The sequence below is a fragment of the Gallintestinimicrobium sp. genome (assembly GCF_046968865.1).
Lineage (GTDB): Bacteria > Bacillota > Clostridia > Lachnospirales > Lachnospiraceae > Gallintestinimicrobium > Gallintestinimicrobium propionicum.
In genome coordinates this window covers 34,491-51,459 of the sequence record NZ_JBKVPW010000022.1, presented here as the reverse complement: position 1 = coordinate 51,459, position 16,969 = coordinate 34,491, and the positions used below count along the sequence as shown (strand labels likewise).

Annotated in this window: 17 protein-coding genes; all 17 read right to left on the bottom strand. The window is 44.9% G+C overall.

All coding sequences use genetic code 11. The annotated features are described in order from the left end of the window. Positions 1 to 140: 140 nt before the first annotated feature. Positions 141 to 1,034 (bottom strand): carbohydrate ABC transporter permease, encoded by an 894-nt coding sequence (locus ACLTOQ_RS14990; protein WP_412319824.1) that lies wholly within the window; start codon positions 1,032 to 1,034, stop codon positions 141 to 143. A gap of 12 nt (positions 1,035 to 1,046) precedes the next feature. Further along, positions 1,047 to 1,967 (bottom strand): ABC transporter permease, encoded by a 921-nt coding sequence (locus ACLTOQ_RS14985; protein WP_118762316.1) that lies wholly within the window; start codon positions 1,965 to 1,967, stop codon positions 1,047 to 1,049. A 17-nt stretch (positions 1,968 to 1,984) separates the two neighbouring features. Continuing rightward, entirely contained in the window at positions 1,985 to 2,866 is an 882-nt protein-coding gene (locus tag ACLTOQ_RS14980) for a serine hydrolase (RefSeq protein WP_337754761.1), read from the bottom strand. Between the two features lie 161 nt (positions 2,867 to 3,027). Further along, entirely contained in the window at positions 3,028 to 4,602 is a 1,575-nt protein-coding gene (locus ACLTOQ_RS14975; RefSeq protein WP_412319821.1) for a response regulator transcription factor, read from the bottom strand. Further along, positions 4,599 to 6,311: a sensor histidine kinase gene (locus ACLTOQ_RS14970; RefSeq protein WP_412319819.1), complete on the bottom strand. Its 1,713-nt coding sequence runs from the start codon at positions 6,309 to 6,311 to the stop codon at positions 4,599 to 4,601. The genes ACLTOQ_RS14975 and ACLTOQ_RS14970 overlap by 4 nt, the downstream gene beginning before the upstream one ends. Before the next feature lie 4 nt (positions 6,312 to 6,315). Continuing rightward, a complete protein-coding gene (gene citC / locus ACLTOQ_RS14965; RefSeq protein ID WP_412319817.1) occupies positions 6,316 to 7,398 on the bottom strand; it encodes a [citrate (pro-3S)-lyase] ligase in 1,083 nt (360 codons plus the stop codon). Beyond that, complete coding sequence (gene citG / locus ACLTOQ_RS14960; RefSeq protein WP_412319815.1) at positions 7,395 to 8,270, bottom strand: triphosphoribosyl-dephospho-CoA synthase CitG; 876 nt, start codon at positions 8,268 to 8,270, stop codon at positions 7,395 to 7,397. Before citG ends, citC begins: the two co-directional genes overlap by 4 nt. Then, a complete protein-coding gene (gene citX / locus ACLTOQ_RS14955; protein WP_118762322.1) occupies positions 8,267 to 8,788 on the bottom strand; it encodes a citrate lyase holo-[acyl-carrier protein] synthase in 522 nt (173 codons plus the stop codon). Before citX ends, citG begins: the two co-directional genes overlap by 4 nt. Continuing rightward, positions 8,785 to 10,362 carry a citrate lyase subunit alpha gene (citF, locus tag ACLTOQ_RS14950; protein WP_412319812.1) on the bottom strand — a complete coding sequence of 526 codons (1,578 nt, stop codon included), beginning with the start codon at positions 10,360 to 10,362 and terminating at the stop codon, positions 8,785 to 8,787. Before citF ends, citX begins: the two co-directional genes overlap by 4 nt. After that, positions 10,359 to 11,261 (bottom strand): aldolase/citrate lyase family protein, encoded by a 903-nt coding sequence (locus ACLTOQ_RS14945; RefSeq protein ID WP_118762324.1) that lies wholly within the window; start codon positions 11,259 to 11,261, stop codon positions 10,359 to 10,361. The genes citF and ACLTOQ_RS14945 overlap by 4 nt, the downstream gene beginning before the upstream one ends. Beyond that, entirely contained in the window at positions 11,261 to 11,560 is a 300-nt protein-coding gene (gene citD, locus ACLTOQ_RS14940; RefSeq protein ID WP_118762325.1) for a citrate lyase acyl carrier protein, read from the bottom strand. Before citD ends, ACLTOQ_RS14945 begins: the two co-directional genes overlap by 1 nt. Positions 11,561 to 11,696: 136 nt before the next feature. Beyond that, the gene (locus tag ACLTOQ_RS14935; protein WP_412319809.1) at positions 11,697 to 12,320 is read right to left on the bottom strand and encodes an AEC family transporter; all 624 of its coding nucleotides are present in this window, start codon (positions 12,318 to 12,320) and stop codon (positions 11,697 to 11,699) included. A 54-nt stretch (positions 12,321 to 12,374) separates the two neighbouring features. Further along, positions 12,375 to 13,304, bottom strand: coding sequence for a LysR family transcriptional regulator (locus tag ACLTOQ_RS14930; protein ID WP_412319807.1), 930 nt, complete (start codon positions 13,302 to 13,304; stop codon positions 12,375 to 12,377). Positions 13,305 to 13,343: 39 nt separating this feature from the next. Further along, positions 13,344 to 14,015, bottom strand: coding sequence for an IS3 family transposase (locus ACLTOQ_RS14925; RefSeq protein ID WP_412319805.1), 672 nt, complete (start codon positions 14,013 to 14,015; stop codon positions 13,344 to 13,346). Between the two features lie 115 nt (positions 14,016 to 14,130). Then, a complete protein-coding gene (locus ACLTOQ_RS14920; protein WP_412319803.1) occupies positions 14,131 to 15,519 on the bottom strand; it encodes an MFS transporter in 1,389 nt (462 codons plus the stop codon). Positions 15,520 to 15,537: 18 nt separating this feature from the next. Next, positions 15,538 to 15,930 carry a VOC family protein gene (locus tag ACLTOQ_RS14915; RefSeq protein ID WP_109215752.1) on the bottom strand — a complete coding sequence of 131 codons (393 nt, stop codon included), beginning with the start codon at positions 15,928 to 15,930 and terminating at the stop codon, positions 15,538 to 15,540. Between the two features lie 9 nt (positions 15,931 to 15,939). Further along, positions 15,940 to 16,968: a zinc-dependent alcohol dehydrogenase gene (locus ACLTOQ_RS14910; protein ID WP_412319801.1), complete on the bottom strand. Its 1,029-nt coding sequence runs from the start codon at positions 16,966 to 16,968 to the stop codon at positions 15,940 to 15,942. Between the last annotated feature and the right edge of the window lies 1 nt (position 16,969).

The window sequence follows — 16,969 nt, the reverse complement described above, 5'->3', positions numbered from 1 at the left end:
TTGTTATGATCTATTTTTCTCGGATAACCTCTACTTCTTTGTTTCAAACTTATACTCTTGAAAATGAAAGGTTTATTATTTAAATAAAAACTTTCAATTTTAAGCATAACTTTCCGTATACTGTTTTTAACCGGATACTTTTAACCTTTTACAGCTCCCACAACAACACCTTTGATAAAATACTTTTGAAGCATAGGATAAATAACGATAATCGGCAAAATACCTATAAACGCCAATGCCATACGGATTGCATTTCCCGGCAGCGTTACTGTCTGCCCTTCTGCTGCCATTTCTGACGCTCCGGAGCGAAGGTATTCAATGTTTTTCATAATCCGCATAAGAAGATTCTGAATTCCAAAATACTTCGGATCTTGAACATAATATAATGCATTCGTCCAACTGTTCCAATACGCCAATCCGGAAAACAATCCGACGGTCGCAACAACCGGTGTGGCAAGCGGAAATACAATTCTTGCAAAAATCCCCAATTCCGATGCCCCATCAAGCTGTGCCGCCTCGTACAATGCATCCGGAAGACTGTTGGTAAAATAATTTCTCACCAGAAAAATGTTGAAAGCTGTCATCAGAAGATTAGGTAGCACAAGCGCCGCATAGGTATCTTTGATATGAAATATCGTAGTCCACATAATATATTGGGGAACCAGGCCTCCATTAAACAGCATCGTAAAATATACAAAGAATGACAGAACATTTCGATACCTGAATGTTTTTCTTGCCATCGGATAGGCAATCGATGTCGTAAGGAGTACGCTTGCCACCGTGCCGACCACCGTAGTTCCAATCGTTACAAGATATGCGCGTACGATCGTGTAAGCCTGCTTTTCCATATAACGATAAGCTTCCAGACTGAGTTTCTTCGGAAACAACTGATAACCTCGGGTAATCAGTTCATTTTCATCTGTAAAAGATGCTACAATAAGCAGTACCATGGGAAAAATCGCAACAATGCTAATAACTAAAAGAATTAGCGTCGCTATTAACCGGAATCTTTTTTCATCACCCATTTTTAACATTACCGTCACCTCCTAAAACAGTGCATTTTCCGGGTCTTTCTTCCGAACAATATAATTAGCCAACATCACAAGAATAAATCCTACCAGTGACTGATAAACTCCGGCCGCAGACGACATACCGATATTTCCCTGCTCCATCAGTCCCCTGTATACATAAGTATCTATCGTCTGTGTCACTGAAAACAGCATTCCGCTGTTCATCGGTACCTGATAAAATAACCCAAAATCCGAATAGAAAATTCTTCCGATAGACATCAGAGTCATAATAATCACAGTCGGACGAAGCATCGGCAACGTAATTGAAATAATCTGCTTTATTTTGCTGGCTCCGTCTATTCTCGCCGCCTCAAAAATCTCTTTGTCAATCCCGGCAATTCCAGCCATATAAACAATTGCCGTATATCCTGCATTTTTCCATATGTAAACAATAATCAGAATTAGAGGCCAATACATTTTGACAGAATACCAGTCTATTCCCTCTTTCCCCATACCGGCCAATATCGTATTATTTACAAAACCATTCGTAGCTCCCAATAGCGCATATACCAGATAAGAGGTAACTACCCATGAAAGCAAATGAGGAAACAGCAAAGTAGACTGAAAAAACTTGCCCCGCAGCTTCTCACCAAGCTCATTTAACAGAATCGCCATAAAAACTGATATAATCGTTCCAATAATAATAAATGCCAGATTATACAAAAGTGTATTTCTTGTAATTACCCATGCGTCATCTGTAATAAACAGAAATTTGAAATTATCAAATCCGCACCACGGACTGTCCCATATCCCTTTTGCATAGCTGAACCTCTTAAAGGCAATAAATATACCCATAATAGGAACATAATTGTTAATAAATAAATACAGAATACCAGGCAGAGCAATCAGAAAAAGAGAAAATGTTCCTTTCCTGTATCCTTTCTTTTTCGTCTTCATATCTATTCCCCTTCGCTTTATAATTGTGGATATAATTCTTCAAAAATGGCATCCATTAATATTTTACTGTTCCTGCATTCTGCCACTGTTGAAATCACTGCATGTTTGTCACGCAGAATCAGGGAAATCTGAGAATACTTCCCATCTGCCCGGAAAGATCCATGCGGACCGCCCCAAAACAGATAGCCGTAACCATAATCCTCTTCGCGACCCGTCAACACCTGTATCCTGGTGCTTTCATCCACCCATTTTTCCGGTATAAGCTGTTTTCCATTCCAATCCCCTTTTTGCAGATAAAGCAGCCCAAACTTATGCATTTCCGACAGAGTCAAAAACAGGCCGCCTGCGCCAAAGGTATTTCCTGCCGGGTCGGTTTCCCATGTCGGTCTTGGAATTCCCATCGGCTCAAAAAGCCGCGGGGTCAAATAGGACACCAGATCGCAACCCGCCCGCCTCTGTACAAGTATTCCTGCAAGATATGGCCCCACATTATTATATAAAAATCTTTTTCCGGGACATTCTGTAAACGGAAATGCCAAAGACATCCTTACCCAGTCTTTTTGTTGATAAAACGGACGCTGACCTCCCATAAGCTCCGCATTTTGCTGTCCCAAGCACATGGTAAGCAAATCCCTTACCGTAGCCTGCTGAAGAAATTCATTAGGATTCTCAGGTATATCTTCGGAGAAAGCGTCAACAAGCCTTTCCTCTAACCTAAGCAAGCCTTCCTTTACAGCAATTCCTACCGCAGCAGAAGTGAAGCTTTTACTTGCAGAATAAATATTACGCCTACATTCCTCATCCCACAGATGTTTACCCATATCCTCGCCGTTCTGCGTAATTTTTACTCCCAGAATTCCAGTCGCTGCAGTGCGCTCAATAAACTTCCGTAATTCCACGACAAACCTCCTCCTATAATAACTTTAACTGTTTTCAACCGGCTCAGGCGCCGGAATCCGGATACTCGAGTTACCTTCTTTTTTTAACTGTTCTAAGTATAACAACAAAAAAATGAAAGTTCTTATACAAAAAAGTACTGAAACTTTCATTTTTAAGGCTATTATTTTAAGTTATCCTTTTTGTATTCCGCCGGTGATACACCGACATACTTTTTAAAAACAGAAGAAAAATATGGCATATTGTCATATCCAACCATCAGGGCAATATCTATAATTTTATAATCTGTAGTTTCCAGAAGATTTCTGGCTTTTTCAATTCGAATTGTATTAATATATTCATTGATTCCCATTCCTGTCTTCCTTTTGAATATTTTTCCAATATACTCCGGAGAAAAACCCACCTTTTTTGCAAGCATGTTACGATTGATATTTTCCTCATAATGTTTATGAATATAAGTCACCATGTTATCCACAATGTCATTTCCCCGCTCCCCGTTCTTAATACTGTCAAAAATTTTATTTACGTAATAAGCGCTCCATTGAATCATAAAAAATGTGGAGGAATGTGATTTGAGCCATGTTTTCTTATATCCCTCATCCGTAAAAAGGAACTCGGTATTGATATCGTGCTGATGCAGATATGCTCCTGAAATCTGGAGTAAATCCATTTGGAAATATTCAAGAAGAATTTTTTCACTGTCTTTTTTCTGAACATTCAGAATACTTTTCTGCAAATATTCGAGCAGTTTGACTCTTTCCCCCCTCTCGAAGCATTGAAGAACAAATTTGGTATTCAGCCTATAGGCCATTTTCTCCTGCCCCTTCTCCTGTCCATGAATAAAGAACACCTTTCCGCCTTCATGAATATGCGATGAAGCATAAACCGATATCTGTTCCCTGTATTTTCCGAGCTGACTGACGTCTCCCGCATCTGATACATAGACTGCCCGGACCGGACAGTCAAAATAATATTCCAATACGCTTTTTACTTTTTCCATCCGGGCTTCCACATCTTCTTTTTGCTTTTCTGACACTACCGCCACATAATAATCATCGTTTTCTTCCCAGTGAACACAATTGGCCATCTCGAATTTTTCTGTCAAAGCTTCAGCCAGAACATTATCTATAATAAACTGATTCAGACCCTGCGGCTCTTTCTTCCTGAATACGTTTTCTTTTTGAAAAAGAACCAGTACAAGGATATAACTGCAGCCTATATCCCTCTCCAGGCCCTGCTTTTCAATCTCCTTGAAAATATTCTCCTGCCCTGAAATCTCCCCAAAAATAATATTTCGCCAAAGCGCTTTCAGTATCCTGCGCTTTCCATAATTCCAGTATTCCTGAACCTCATTTAATTGCTTTTGCTTCCTTACCTTTTCTGTTACCTTAAACAAAGCCTGTTCTATTTTCGATATATCTATCGGCTTTAGCAGATAATCAGACGCGCCCTGCTGCATGGCGCTAAAGATATACTCGAATTTTTCATGGCTAGTCAAAAACAGAAATTCCGCTTCCTTCTGATTATTGCGAACCCATTCCAAAAGCTCCAGACCGTTCGCGCGAGGCATTTCCACATCGCACAGGATAATTTCCACATTTTCTTTCTGCAAAATTTTTTCTGCCATATCCACGCTGTAAGCTGTAAATATACTGCTGATTCCAAGATATTTTCTATTCAGCTTTTCTTTCAAAACCTGAGTTGTAATCACCTCATCATCTACAATCAGCAAATTCATTCTGCACTGTATCCTTTCCCTTTCATCTGTACTTTTCCGGGTATCCGTACCGTAACCTTAACATTGCCAGCCTCCTCATTCTCCAGAAACAGCAAATCCTCCCTGTCATACATGATTGAGAGAATCTCCTTTGTATAAATCAGCCCTATTCCCCTGTTGTGGTTCTCCTTCTTTCCTGCATCCTCATTAATCCGCTCCAGTATTTCCTGTCTAAAGTGATTTCCGGAATTCTGAATTTCAATTTTCAGTACAGATATACCGTCAAATTTTTCCAACGAACATCGCAGAAAAATTGTGGTAAAGGTGTCGATGGATACTGCATGCTTAAATATATTTTCCATAAACGTATGCAGAAGCATCTGCGGTATTTCCCATTTTTCCAGCATTTCCGGCACTTCCATATAAAAGTAAAAGCAGTCTTTATACAGAATTCGCTGCATTTCCAGATAATCCTCTATATTGGCAATTTCCTCTTTCAGACTGACGGTATGAAGTCCCACCCGGAACATGTACCGTATATTTCGGGAAAAGGCCTGAATAAATTCATGAATCTCATCGTTTTCATTTTCATAAGCCATACTGTTAATTGTAGATAGCGCATTCAAAAAAAAATGAGGTTTTAACTGCATATGCATATATTTCAGTTCTGATTCTTTTACACGAATCACATTCTCATATTCCTGGAGCTTCAGTTCCATTATCGTATCAAGCATAGTAACATAGGTTTCTCTGAGACCGGCCATTTCCGTATTTTTGCAGGAGTATTCCGGGCGGATTGTCAAATCCCCCATACGGATTTTTCCGGAAGTATCTGCCAGTACATTTATAGGTTTTATAACCTCATCATTCATAAATCTCATAAGCCAGAATATAAATATCAGAGAGATCAGCAGCATCACCAACACAATAAAAAAGTATGGCGAATCCCTCAGCGCGTCAGATTGCCGGACTACGGCTACTACATAACAGGTTCCGTTCATCACTTCCTGCCTGTACCAACGGGGGCGAAAGTATTTTTCTTCCATTTCCGTCTCCAGTCTTTGTCCGCATTTGACATCTGGGTTTGAAGCGCAAATGACATTTCCTTCTGCGTCTGTCACATAGAACTCCAACAGATTTTCCGTATTTTGTCCATAAGAAAGAATTTCTCTTATTTTCTGTTCGGAAATAATCGCACTGATACAAACTCCACCATAGTAATAGCATTTAATCAGGTAAACTTTCTCTCCCATCTGCGCTGAAATCCATCCTGTATTTTTTTTCTTTAATCCGGCAATACCGGACAGATAATTTTGAATGGGTTCCAGATCATCATAAAGAATATTATTGCTCCTGGCCATAATAAATATTTCGTATTCTGCATCAAAAACCACATATGCGTCTGCCTCCATTGTTGATGAAAGCTTCTTATTTAACAATTCTGACAGTGCATAACTAGCATGCCATCTTTGCAGGCCGGATTTGTTTTTCAACAACATCAGAGTAGAATTGCTTAGCAAAATATCTTCCAGATCATTGTCGGTTTTCTCTAATGCTCCTTCCATATTTCGGCTATACATACTTAAAATATAATCCACGGACTCCTTCTCCCTTTGCCGGAATTCGAGTGCGCTGAACTTTCCGAAAATTCCCACAATCAATATCTGAATAACCAGCAATGAAAAAAAGGAGATCAGAATCAATCGGGTCAGGCGGATTCTTCCCATCATAGTCTCACAGCCTCCCCATCTTTTCCTTCAGATACCGGTATACCTTCTCCGGAACCATTTTCTTCACTCCCTCCACATCTCCCTGCGCAATCCGTTTTCTTACCTCCGAAGCGCTGACCGGCCTGCCGTTTAAGGCTTTTCTCTTTGTTTCCACCACACGAATGCCGTATCCCGGAAGGATCCGCTTCATTTCCTCATTATAAGCCCTGGTAATCCTGCAGAATGGTTCTGTACCTACAAACCGGACCGCAATCCCGAGACGGGGCGCAATGCGGGCTCCGAACAGCTCCAGATCCAGTCTGCAGTTTGCCGATTCTCCCTGCGCTCTGTCCTTGAAAAAATACGTAGGAAAGGTGGCTGCCGATATCATATATCCCGAAGTCTCATGCAGAATGAGTCTGTCCAGATCTTCTGTTCCCCTCTGCAGCATTTCATATCTCTCCCGGGCCGAAAAAATCCCCCTGTTGTCCGAAAGCAGAAACAGGTGCAGATAATCACACTGCCTCAGGGCTTCCTCCAGCAAATATCTGTGGCCCAACGTAAAGGGACAGCAGTTGACCGCCACCGAACCGATCCTGGAAAGAGGGGCCGCTTTCTTTCCGGCATCTCCTCCGGCCGCAGGCTGCGGCAGCGCTTCCTTCGGTGTCTCTTCTTCAAGCTGCTTCAGATAGCTGTCAAACCCTTTTTCCCGGTTTTCCAGAAGAAGGATTCCTTCCGCTGCATAAACCGCATAAAATCCCATATCCGCAAAGATCTCCAAATTTTCGGGTCTGGTATAGACAAAAACATGCGTCCTTTCCTTTTCGTACAGGTACTGGATCAGTTCGGAGATGATCTGCGCCATAATCCCCTGGCCCTGACGGCTTTTCTCCACCGCCACACATTTGATCACATTTGCTTCCACGGAGCCGGTTCCTGTTATCACGCCTCCCTCTTTCAGGCATACGGAATATTCGATGCCCTCCTCATAGCGCAGCCCCGCGCCTGCAAGAAATTCCTTCAATTCATCCAGTTCTCTTCCTCTGAATGGTCTGCCAGTTGTCAGCATCCGCCCGACCTCCGTTCCGTCTGCTTCCCGTCCCGTCACGGACGGCAGCCGTTAATGATTTTTTCCAGAAAAATGGTTGCGGCAAGCAGATCCGCCGAACCGCCCGGACTGATATTCTCCGCCGTATATCTTTGATCCATGAGGATCAGCTCCCGCACTCCCTGCTCTCTGTAAGCGCCTCCTGCCATAAGAAAACCTTCCGCGTCCGCCTGCACTCTGCGCAGAGTCTCCGGTCCATGCCTTGCAATAATATTGGAATCCTCCGTTTTGCTCATAAGGGTCAGCAGCGTCTGAAGCTTCACACTGTTTGGGTCCCATCCTCCGGCGATTCCCTGACGGAATACAGGCAGAGACACCTCCCACAGGCAGGGATAGCCCCGTATGGCCTCTCCTCTTATCCCCAGCGTCCCGTATCTCAGAAAATTCTTTTCTCCATGGCTCATTCCACGCTTCCTTCGGAGCTCTCTGATTTCCCTGCCCAGTGATTGTTCCGTCATTTCTGTCTGAATATCCCGGAGACGCCTCTTTGTTATGACGCCGTCCCCAGCCAGGCAGCAGCCTGCTGCCGCACTGAACAGGCCCAGGGTGAAAATAGCGCCCTTATGCGTATTCACGCCTCCCGTACCCCTGTACATGGCCCGCTCGGCCCGCTGTCCCGTTTTTCGTATTTTCACAAAAAGCGTTTCCGGCGAAGCGTAATGCTCCAGTCCCTGCAGCGCCATTTCCACGAAGAAGGGACGAAGGATTGCGGCGCTGCGTTCGAAGGTACGGACGTTCATGTCCTGATGCGCTCCATTCGAGTAAAGATCCACCAACCCCGGCTTGGGAGACGTATATACTTCCTCCAGAAGAGCCGTGAAAGCCCGGTTTCCGATCTGAACCGCTTCTTTTTCAGCTACGATCTGCTTCATGTCCTGTTTCCTGTCTGCCAGCCCGCAATAATTTCCGTCACCTTATCCTGCAGCTTTCTGATGTCATGCCTCCGGCTTCTCGCGCACTCCTTTGCATCACGGCCGCACAGGAGGCAGGTCCTCCTCTCTGCACCGACCGTCTCTCTGCTCACCGCCTCGGGACTGTCCTGAAATACGTCGATGTCCCACAGCCTTCCCAGAGGATGGCTCTCCTCCAGACGAATGGCGGCCCTTTTTACCGAATATGGATCCTGCTCTTTTGTGAGGCAGACTGCGGCATATCCGGCAGCTTCCTCCATGAGCACTTTGACGGTCCGCATTCCCTTCTTTTTCCCTGACAGCTCCTCCAACCGTTCCAGCCCTTCGCGGAAAGCCGCATATATCATGGGGCCGCTTTTTACCGGTCCCGGAATATTCATCCCCAGGCTAACGATCACGGCTCCGGGGTTCTCCCGGATCATCTTTTCCTGCAGCAGAGCCTTTTTCTCCCTGAACCGCAGCACTTCCTCAAGGCTCACTGTCCGTCACCCGTTTCCTCTGAAAATGTAAAGGGTTTGATCTGCCGTACCACATCCATGATCGTCCCGTCCCGGCTTTCTATGATACCGACGACCCTGCCCAGAAACTGCACCCGTTCCGGCACTCCGCTGATGGCATAGGCCGTATCCCTCAGCTCTTCGATCGACGTAAACGGCAGATCCACATCCTTCATCGCTTCTATCAGATCCTGCCGCCGGGGATTGATGGCTATGCCATAATCCGTGACCACCACATCCACGCTCTCCCCCGGTGTGGTGACCGTAGTTACCTCCGTACAGATCGCGGGAATCCGCCCCTGTAAAAGCGGCGTAATGACGATGGCGCACTTCGCTCCTGCCGCCGTGTCAGGATGACCTCCCTGCGCCCCTGTGATCATCCCGTCAGAGCCCACAACCACGTTACAGTTGAAATTCACATCCACCTCCAACGCGGCCAGAATCACAAAATCCAACTTGTTGACCACAGCGCCCTTGTTGAACGGGTTGGCATATTCCCCCGCGCTGATTCTGAAATGATGAAGATCCTTCACGGATTCCACTGCGTCCAGATCAAAATCCTGGGTATCAAGAAGGCAGTCAACCTGCCCGTTGATCAGCAGATCACACATCGGCTTGGTAAGTCCTCCCACGCCGAACCGCATACGTATGTTCCTCTTCTTCATTTCTCTTGCCAGCGAAATCGTAGATGCGATGGAAGCTCCTCCCACGCCGGTCTGATAGGAAAATCCATCCTTAAAGTACGGGGAATGAATTACAAACTGCGTACAGTATTCAGCCATCATCAGCTTTCTCTGATCCGTGGTCGGCTTTGCCGCCCCTGTGGCTATCTTCTCCGGATCGCCGATCGCATCCACCTGCACCACATAATCCACCTGTGTCATACTGATATGGGCCGGAAAATTCGGGAACGGAACCAGGCAGTCCGTGATCGCCACCACCCTGTCCGCATGGCGGGCATCCACCATGGCATAGGAAAGCACGCCGCAGTTGCTTTTTCCTCCGATCCCCCGGCAATTCCCGTATTCATCACAAGTAGGCGCTCCGATAAAGGCAATGTCGATCTGCGTCTCGCCCGTTACTATGGCCCTCACACGGCCTCCGTGGGACCGCATAACGGCAAGTCCCTTAAGCTTTCCGTTCGAGATCGCTTCTCCGATTTTTCCCCTTACTCCCGATGACTGGATATTGGTGATCGTCCCATCCTCAATATAGGGAACGATCGGATCATGGGCCTTTCCCAGAGAGCTGGCGCAGATGGTGATATCCCTGATCCCCATCCTGTGGATTTCTTCCATCACCATATTTACGATATAATCCCCGTCCCGGAAGTGATGATGGAAGCTGATCGTCATTCCATCCCGGATCCCGCATTTTACCAGAACGTCATGTATGCTGTTTTCCAGCTTGCTTCCGTTTGAATTGATCACACAGGCTGTTTTCGGCCCGTGTACCCTGAATTCCCTTCCGTCAAAATGATCGTTTCCCTGAAAAACCTCTTTTCCCGTCAGCTTCAGTATTTCTTCCGGAATCTCTCTCCCCACTGCGTTTATCATGATTTCTTCTCCCTGTATACCCCGGACGCCTCTGCCAGTGCGAGGGTCCTTTTTGCCCCGTCGTAGAACGCGATGTCAATCATCTTCCCGTCCACGGTGAAAACGCCTGTTCCCTGCGCCTTCTTCTCGTCGATTTCCCTGACTACCTTCTCCGCGAAAATAACATCCTGCTCAGACGGCGTGTAAATCTCATGCACAATGTCGATCTGCCTGGGATTGATGATGGATTTCCCATCAAAGCCCATCAGATGGATGGTTTCCACATCCCGGCGGAATCCCTCCATGTCGTTCAGATCCGTATATACGGTATCGAAGCACTGTACGCCCGCCGCCCTGGCCGCAATTACAAGATTCTGGCGGGCTCCCATCAGTTCGATTCCGGTTCCAGAGATATGGGTCTGCAGATCCTTGGTATAATCTCCCCCTGACAGGGCGATTCCAAAAAGCCTCTCCGAGGCCTCGCAGATATCAAGAGCCTTCATGACCCCTCTTGCGGATTCGATCGCCGCCATGATCAGCACGCTTTTTTCCGGACGCGTGAATTCTCTCTCCGCGAAATCCAGGGCATTCTCCACCAGCTTCACGTCCCTTGCGCTCTCTGTCTTGGGAATACGAATGGCATCGCAGCCTCCGGCGACGGCACAGCGGATATCCTCTCTCCAGTAAGGGGTATCCAGCGCATTGATCCTTACCACTCGCTCCACTCCCCGGTAATCGATCTCCCGCAGGGCATGAAACAGGGAAAATCTGGCCGCGTCCTTCTGATTTTCCGCAACGGCATCCTCCAGATCCAGCATGATCGAATCCGGCTTATAAATATAGGGATCTCTGATCAACGCGGGCCTCTGCGCATTTAAAAACATCATTGTTCTTCTCAGACGCTTTTTACCGGTATTCATCACCGTATCCTCCTTCCCCAGGGCAGAAGCTCTGTCTCTCCCACCGAACGGTAAACGGCCCCTTCGACGCGGGCTTTGATGGTACAGTCCAATGCTCCCTTGTCCACGATCGTAATTCTCACATCCTCCACGCCCAGACGTTCTAGCGTCTCATAAACCACTTTCCGTATCCGGTTGCCGAACTGATGGATCACCGCGCTCTTAAGCGTCAGCGAGATCCCGCCGTCTCCTTCCTCCACTGTCACCTGACAGTCGCTGGATTCCAATGTTCCTGCCATTGCAGGTCTGGTAATTTTCATCTGCTCTTCCTCCCTGTAGAGTTATATGATTTACATTACCCGGCCAAGCCTTCCTGAAGCCTCCGCCGTAATATCACAACGTACATACGATTATCTTAAAAGGAACTGCCTTTTTATGTCCAATGCAAAAAAAACATCAGGGTATAAGCAAAAGGTATACCCTATGCTTTCCTGATGCTTTTCCAGACCGATCTAACATAATCCACAAAATTTCAACAGTGTAATCCGCAAAAACAATGTGAACTGGCAGACCACATTGCTTGCGGCAACTCCCAGCCCCGCCCCTTTTATCAAAAGCGCGATAGCACTGCCAGGCACCAGCGGATTTTGCTATTCCGATTAACAGATGCAACGCAGAAAGCTTCTCGCTTTCCCGGAACACTTCAAAGAGCAGAACCGCCAGAATATTAAACATCGGCACCACAAAGGCTGCCATCACCGAAATCAGACTTAAATTTTCATCAGGATACATATTCTCCGCAACGGACAGTCCGAACAGCACGTAATTGCTCCGGCAGACCATCTGAATCAGCGTTGGCGTGTCCCTTCTGTCTCTCACAAAATAGCGCACCACGACCCAGTCCAGCACATAAATAATCAAAACAGAAATAACCCCATACAAAAGCATTTCCGTTTGGAACACGCCGTCAAAATCCGACCGATAAATTTCCTGAAACAGCTTTATCGGTAAAAACACCCAAAACACCAACCTGTTAAATCCTAAAAACGGTTCTGCTCCTGTCCAATGTAAAAAAAGCATCAGGGTATAACCCGCAGGCATGCCCTGATGTTTGTTAAATTATCTTCTCTTCGTTTATGTCGTTATACGCTGGTAATTCTCCTTCATCGTCTGCCGGACGACAGACATACAGAAGCGTTCCTCCGGCGTAAAGCTCCTGTTCTTCAGATAAAGAATACAGCTGTTGGTTTTTTGAACCGTCTTTCCCACGCAGTAAAACCGAACCCTGCTTTTTTCCGTTATATATGGGAAAAATGCTTCCGAAACAAAGCAGCAGGCCATCTGGTTCTCTGCCACCTGAATGGCCATCACCGAATTGGAGGTTGTCATTCCGGAAGCCGACTTCATCCCGTACTCCTCATATACCCGATCGATCTGCTTTCTTATGGCTGTGGTTTCTTCCTGTAGGATGAAATTCAGCTCCGGAAGCCTGGAAAGATCCAGCCAGGGATATCTGCACCCCTCCTTTTTCAACGCATACGGCCTTAAATCCAGACACACAGGAGCCATCAGAAGCAGATATTCCTCACAAATCTTTTCACAGGAAATATCCTCTTCGAAAGCGGCCGAATCAGGCCCGACCGCGAAGCTGTACTGATGCTTTCTCAGACCGTCAATAATATTCTCCGCCCGGATGTTCGCAAAGGTCAGCCTGCAGTCCGGATACTTTCCGGCGAAAGCGGTCTGCATGTCTGGAATTGACATATAGACGGTATTCAATGTAGTGCCTATCGAAATGTTTCTTCTGCCGCTGCAGAGCCGCTTCAGCTCCCGTTCCATCTCCTCCTTCGCCCTCATTATCTCCCGTGCGTATTTCACATAGATCACCCCGGCATCCGTTAAACGGATTCCTTCACCGCTTCTTTCAAACAATGCCAATCCCAGCTCCCGCTCCAGCTTGCTGATATAGCGGCTCAGTGCCGGTTGGCTGATATAAAGAATTTCGGCCGCTCTGGAAATGCTTTTGCACTCTGCTGCCGTCAGTACATACATAATGTCTTTCATGATGATCCCCCCTCTCCCTGTTTTGACGTTGGTGTCAGCTTAGTACCAGTCGATCACAGCGTTACGTAGCAGATACGGGCAGACTTTAGCCTGTTGCATACGTTTAGAAAGGTTCATTTTTGGATAGATTGGATCGATCCCCATTTCATTCATATAACGGCGCGTTTTACGGCGGCCAACCTGATGCCCACGTTTCTTCAGTTGAGCAGACAGCTGTCGTGCTCCCCAGACCGGGTTATCTGTATGTAATCGATCTATGATCGATTTGCAATCTAACTCCTCCTGAGATATGGGCGTGCCCTTGTAATACACACTGGTACGGTTGATATCAAGAAGCGCAGCTCCTGTTTTAACTGGAAGTTCTTTAGTCTTCAAAAGGTTTTGGACTAAATTTACTCTCGTAGTCAGGTCCAAGTGTTTCTTCAGATTTTTTTTCAACCAATCCACCTGCATGGTGAGCTGGCCAACTTTTTTCGCATATTCAGCTTTTTCCTTGCGCTCTAAAGCAAGTTTTTCTTTCAGATTATCCTCTCGTGTGTCATCAAAAACCGCGGATGCTTTATCGAGAAATTCCTTCTTCCAGTTGCGGAGAAGATTTGGCTGAATATTGTTTTCGGTTGCAATTGCATTTAAGTTTTTTTCTCCTTTGAGCAGTTCAATCACTAATTCTGATTTGAATTTGGCGGAGAAATTTCTTCTTGTTCGAGACATAATAATGATCCTTCTTTCTATAGTGTTTACAGTATATCAGATTCATTAAGAAATGTCTCTTGAAGTGTCTTAAATTACGATACCATTATACTGTGTCCTGCTTCCGTAAAATCAATCAGCAATTCTCCCAATGCCACGATATCAACTTTTTCTTCCATTTCAGTTCCTCCACAATCTCGTTATAACGTTTTTTATTTAACCGGTAGAAAAATAATACAACCGCAGTCACAATCCACAGTACACCTGGAATCGTCGTAAATGCATGTTTCATAATTGAAAGTACAATTGCATTTTGTGTCTGATTTGCAATATAACCATATTTTCCAAGTAATCCTGCTAAAAGTGCTGTTCCAACTGCCATTCCGATTTTATTTCCAAGTGAAATAAATGCATACTGAAAACCATCATTTCTAAGTCCGGTTTTCCACTCCCCATATTCCACACAGTCTGGAATAATTGCATAGATTGCGGTATTAAATCCAGAGAAAAAAAACTGTGTGAGACCAGATAATGCATAAAAAATAGCTGGTGATTCTTTGGCATTGAAGAAAAACATAGACAACATGGAAATTCCTGTAAATAAAGCAAAGAGAGATGCTGTTCTTCCTTTGTTATTCAACTTGCGGAATACTGGTTGAAAACAGGCTGCCCCGATGATAGAAGGAATAATGATGCACATCGAATAAGTTGTGTAGTAGGAGGCATTCCCTTCCACATATGTAAAATAATACAGAATATCTGCGTTTCTACCATATAATGTAAATCCAAATAATATCTGTCCTACCAATGCAAGAAGATATGGTCTATTCTGCATGACTGCTTTCAACTGAACCTTTACAGAAATTTTTTCTTTTTCCGGAGTGATCACTGCCTCTTTCGTCTTCGCAAAGCAGAAGAAATGACAGGCTGTAAAAATACATCCATATATGACCGCAACCGTCAGATATCCTGTCTTTGCACTGTGACTGCCGAATTTGCTGAGCAGCGGAACTGTGATAATATTTAACACACCAATTGCAATCATCGCTGCAACCGAACGGGATGTATTTATTTTTGCACGTTCATCAATATCCTGTGTCATAGCACCACACAAGGTTCCATATGGAATATTCACACAGGTATACCCCAAAACCAGCAGACAATATGTAATTACCATATAAATGATCTTTCCATTCTGCGGCCAGTCAGGTCTTGCCCAGAATGTCATGACAAGAAGAATTGCTGTAATTGGTGCCGCTACTAACAGCCATGGACGGTACCGTCCCCATCTCGATTTTGTTTTATCCGTAAGTCCCCCGACGATTGGATCATTGATTGCATCCCAGAATCTTGAAAAAAGCATCAGTGCTGACACAGCCGCCATACTGATTCCGAACACGTCTGTATAAAATATCATCAGAAAATTACTGACAAACATCCAGCTGAAATTACATCCAACATCACCAAACCCATATGCAATCTTACTGATCAGCGGTACTTTTCCATTTTTGTTTTCGCTTCCCATATGTCCCTCCTGTTTTTATCAGAGTTTCTGACAGAACTCTATTCTTTCCTCATTTGGTCCCTTAATCATAAAAAACTTCACACCATTTTCCCAAAATGGCAGTTCTTCGATTCCGTCTGTAATAACTGTGTATTTTTCATTGCAGATTTTCTGATACATACTTTCAATGTCTTCCACATCAAGTGCAACATGTTGGTATGCACCGTCTGACATTGCCGCCTGCCCATTTTCAAAAGTCTCTATACAGTAATTTTTTATCTGTAAAAATGCCACTTTTTCCCCTGCTTTTTCATTATAAGACTGCATAATTACTTCAAATCCAAGACTCTTATAAAACTCAACTGTTTTCTGTAAATCGTTTGTCGGAAGCCCGACATGGGCAACTCCGACAATTCCATATTTATTTTCCATACGAACTCCTTACTTTTCACTGACGTTGATAATTACTTTCATCGTTGTCTCGCGGTTATCATCAATATACTGGTATGCCTTCAGATAATCTTTAAAAGCAAATGTCTTTGAGATGAGCGGTTTCAAATGAACTTTGCCCTCATTTACCAGTCTGATTCCATCTATGTAATCATCATGGCGGTACATCATCGTGCTCTTAATGTCAAGTTCGTGGTCATTTGCCACTGCAAGATCTACTTCTGCCATTCCTGCAAAAACAGCCACCAGTACGATCGTGCTTCCTTTTCTTGCATATTTAATTGCCTGTCCCATTGTGATATTGTTTCCGGCACAGTCGTAGATCACATCCGCCTTGTCCGGTCCAAATGCTTCGAGCATTGCCGCACCGAAGTCTTTATTTTTGGTATTCACACACACATCAATTCCACATTCTTTTGCCTTTGCCAGTCTAAGATCACTGATATCTGTGATCATCACTTTCGCTGCTCCCATTCCTTTTGCTGTCTGTGCCACGAGATTTCCGATCGGTCCTGCTCCAAGGACTGCAATATTCATGCCAGCCACATCGCCCATCTGTTTTACACCATGAACTGCCACAGCAAGAGGTTCGATCATAGCTCCTTCTTCATAGGACATATCTTCCGGAATAGGTGTTACTTTAGATGCATCCACTGCAAAATACTCAGATGCTGTTCCTGTCGTCTGAAATCCCATTACTTTTAATTCCTCACAGAGATTATACTTTCCATGACGGCATGGATAGCAGTGTCCACAATATACCTGCGGCTCTATCGTCACCTTCTGTCCAACATGAAACTCTGTGACATTTTTTCCAAGTTCTATAATCTCACCGGAAACCTCATGTCCCTGTGTTACCGGATATTTTGTAAACGGATGTTTTCCATGATAAACATGAATATCTGATCCACAAACACCAATATTCATAATCTTTACCAACACCTGATTTTCCTTTACCTCCGGAACCGGAACCTCTCTGAAAATAATTTCTCCTGGATTTGTCATTACCTGCTGTAACATA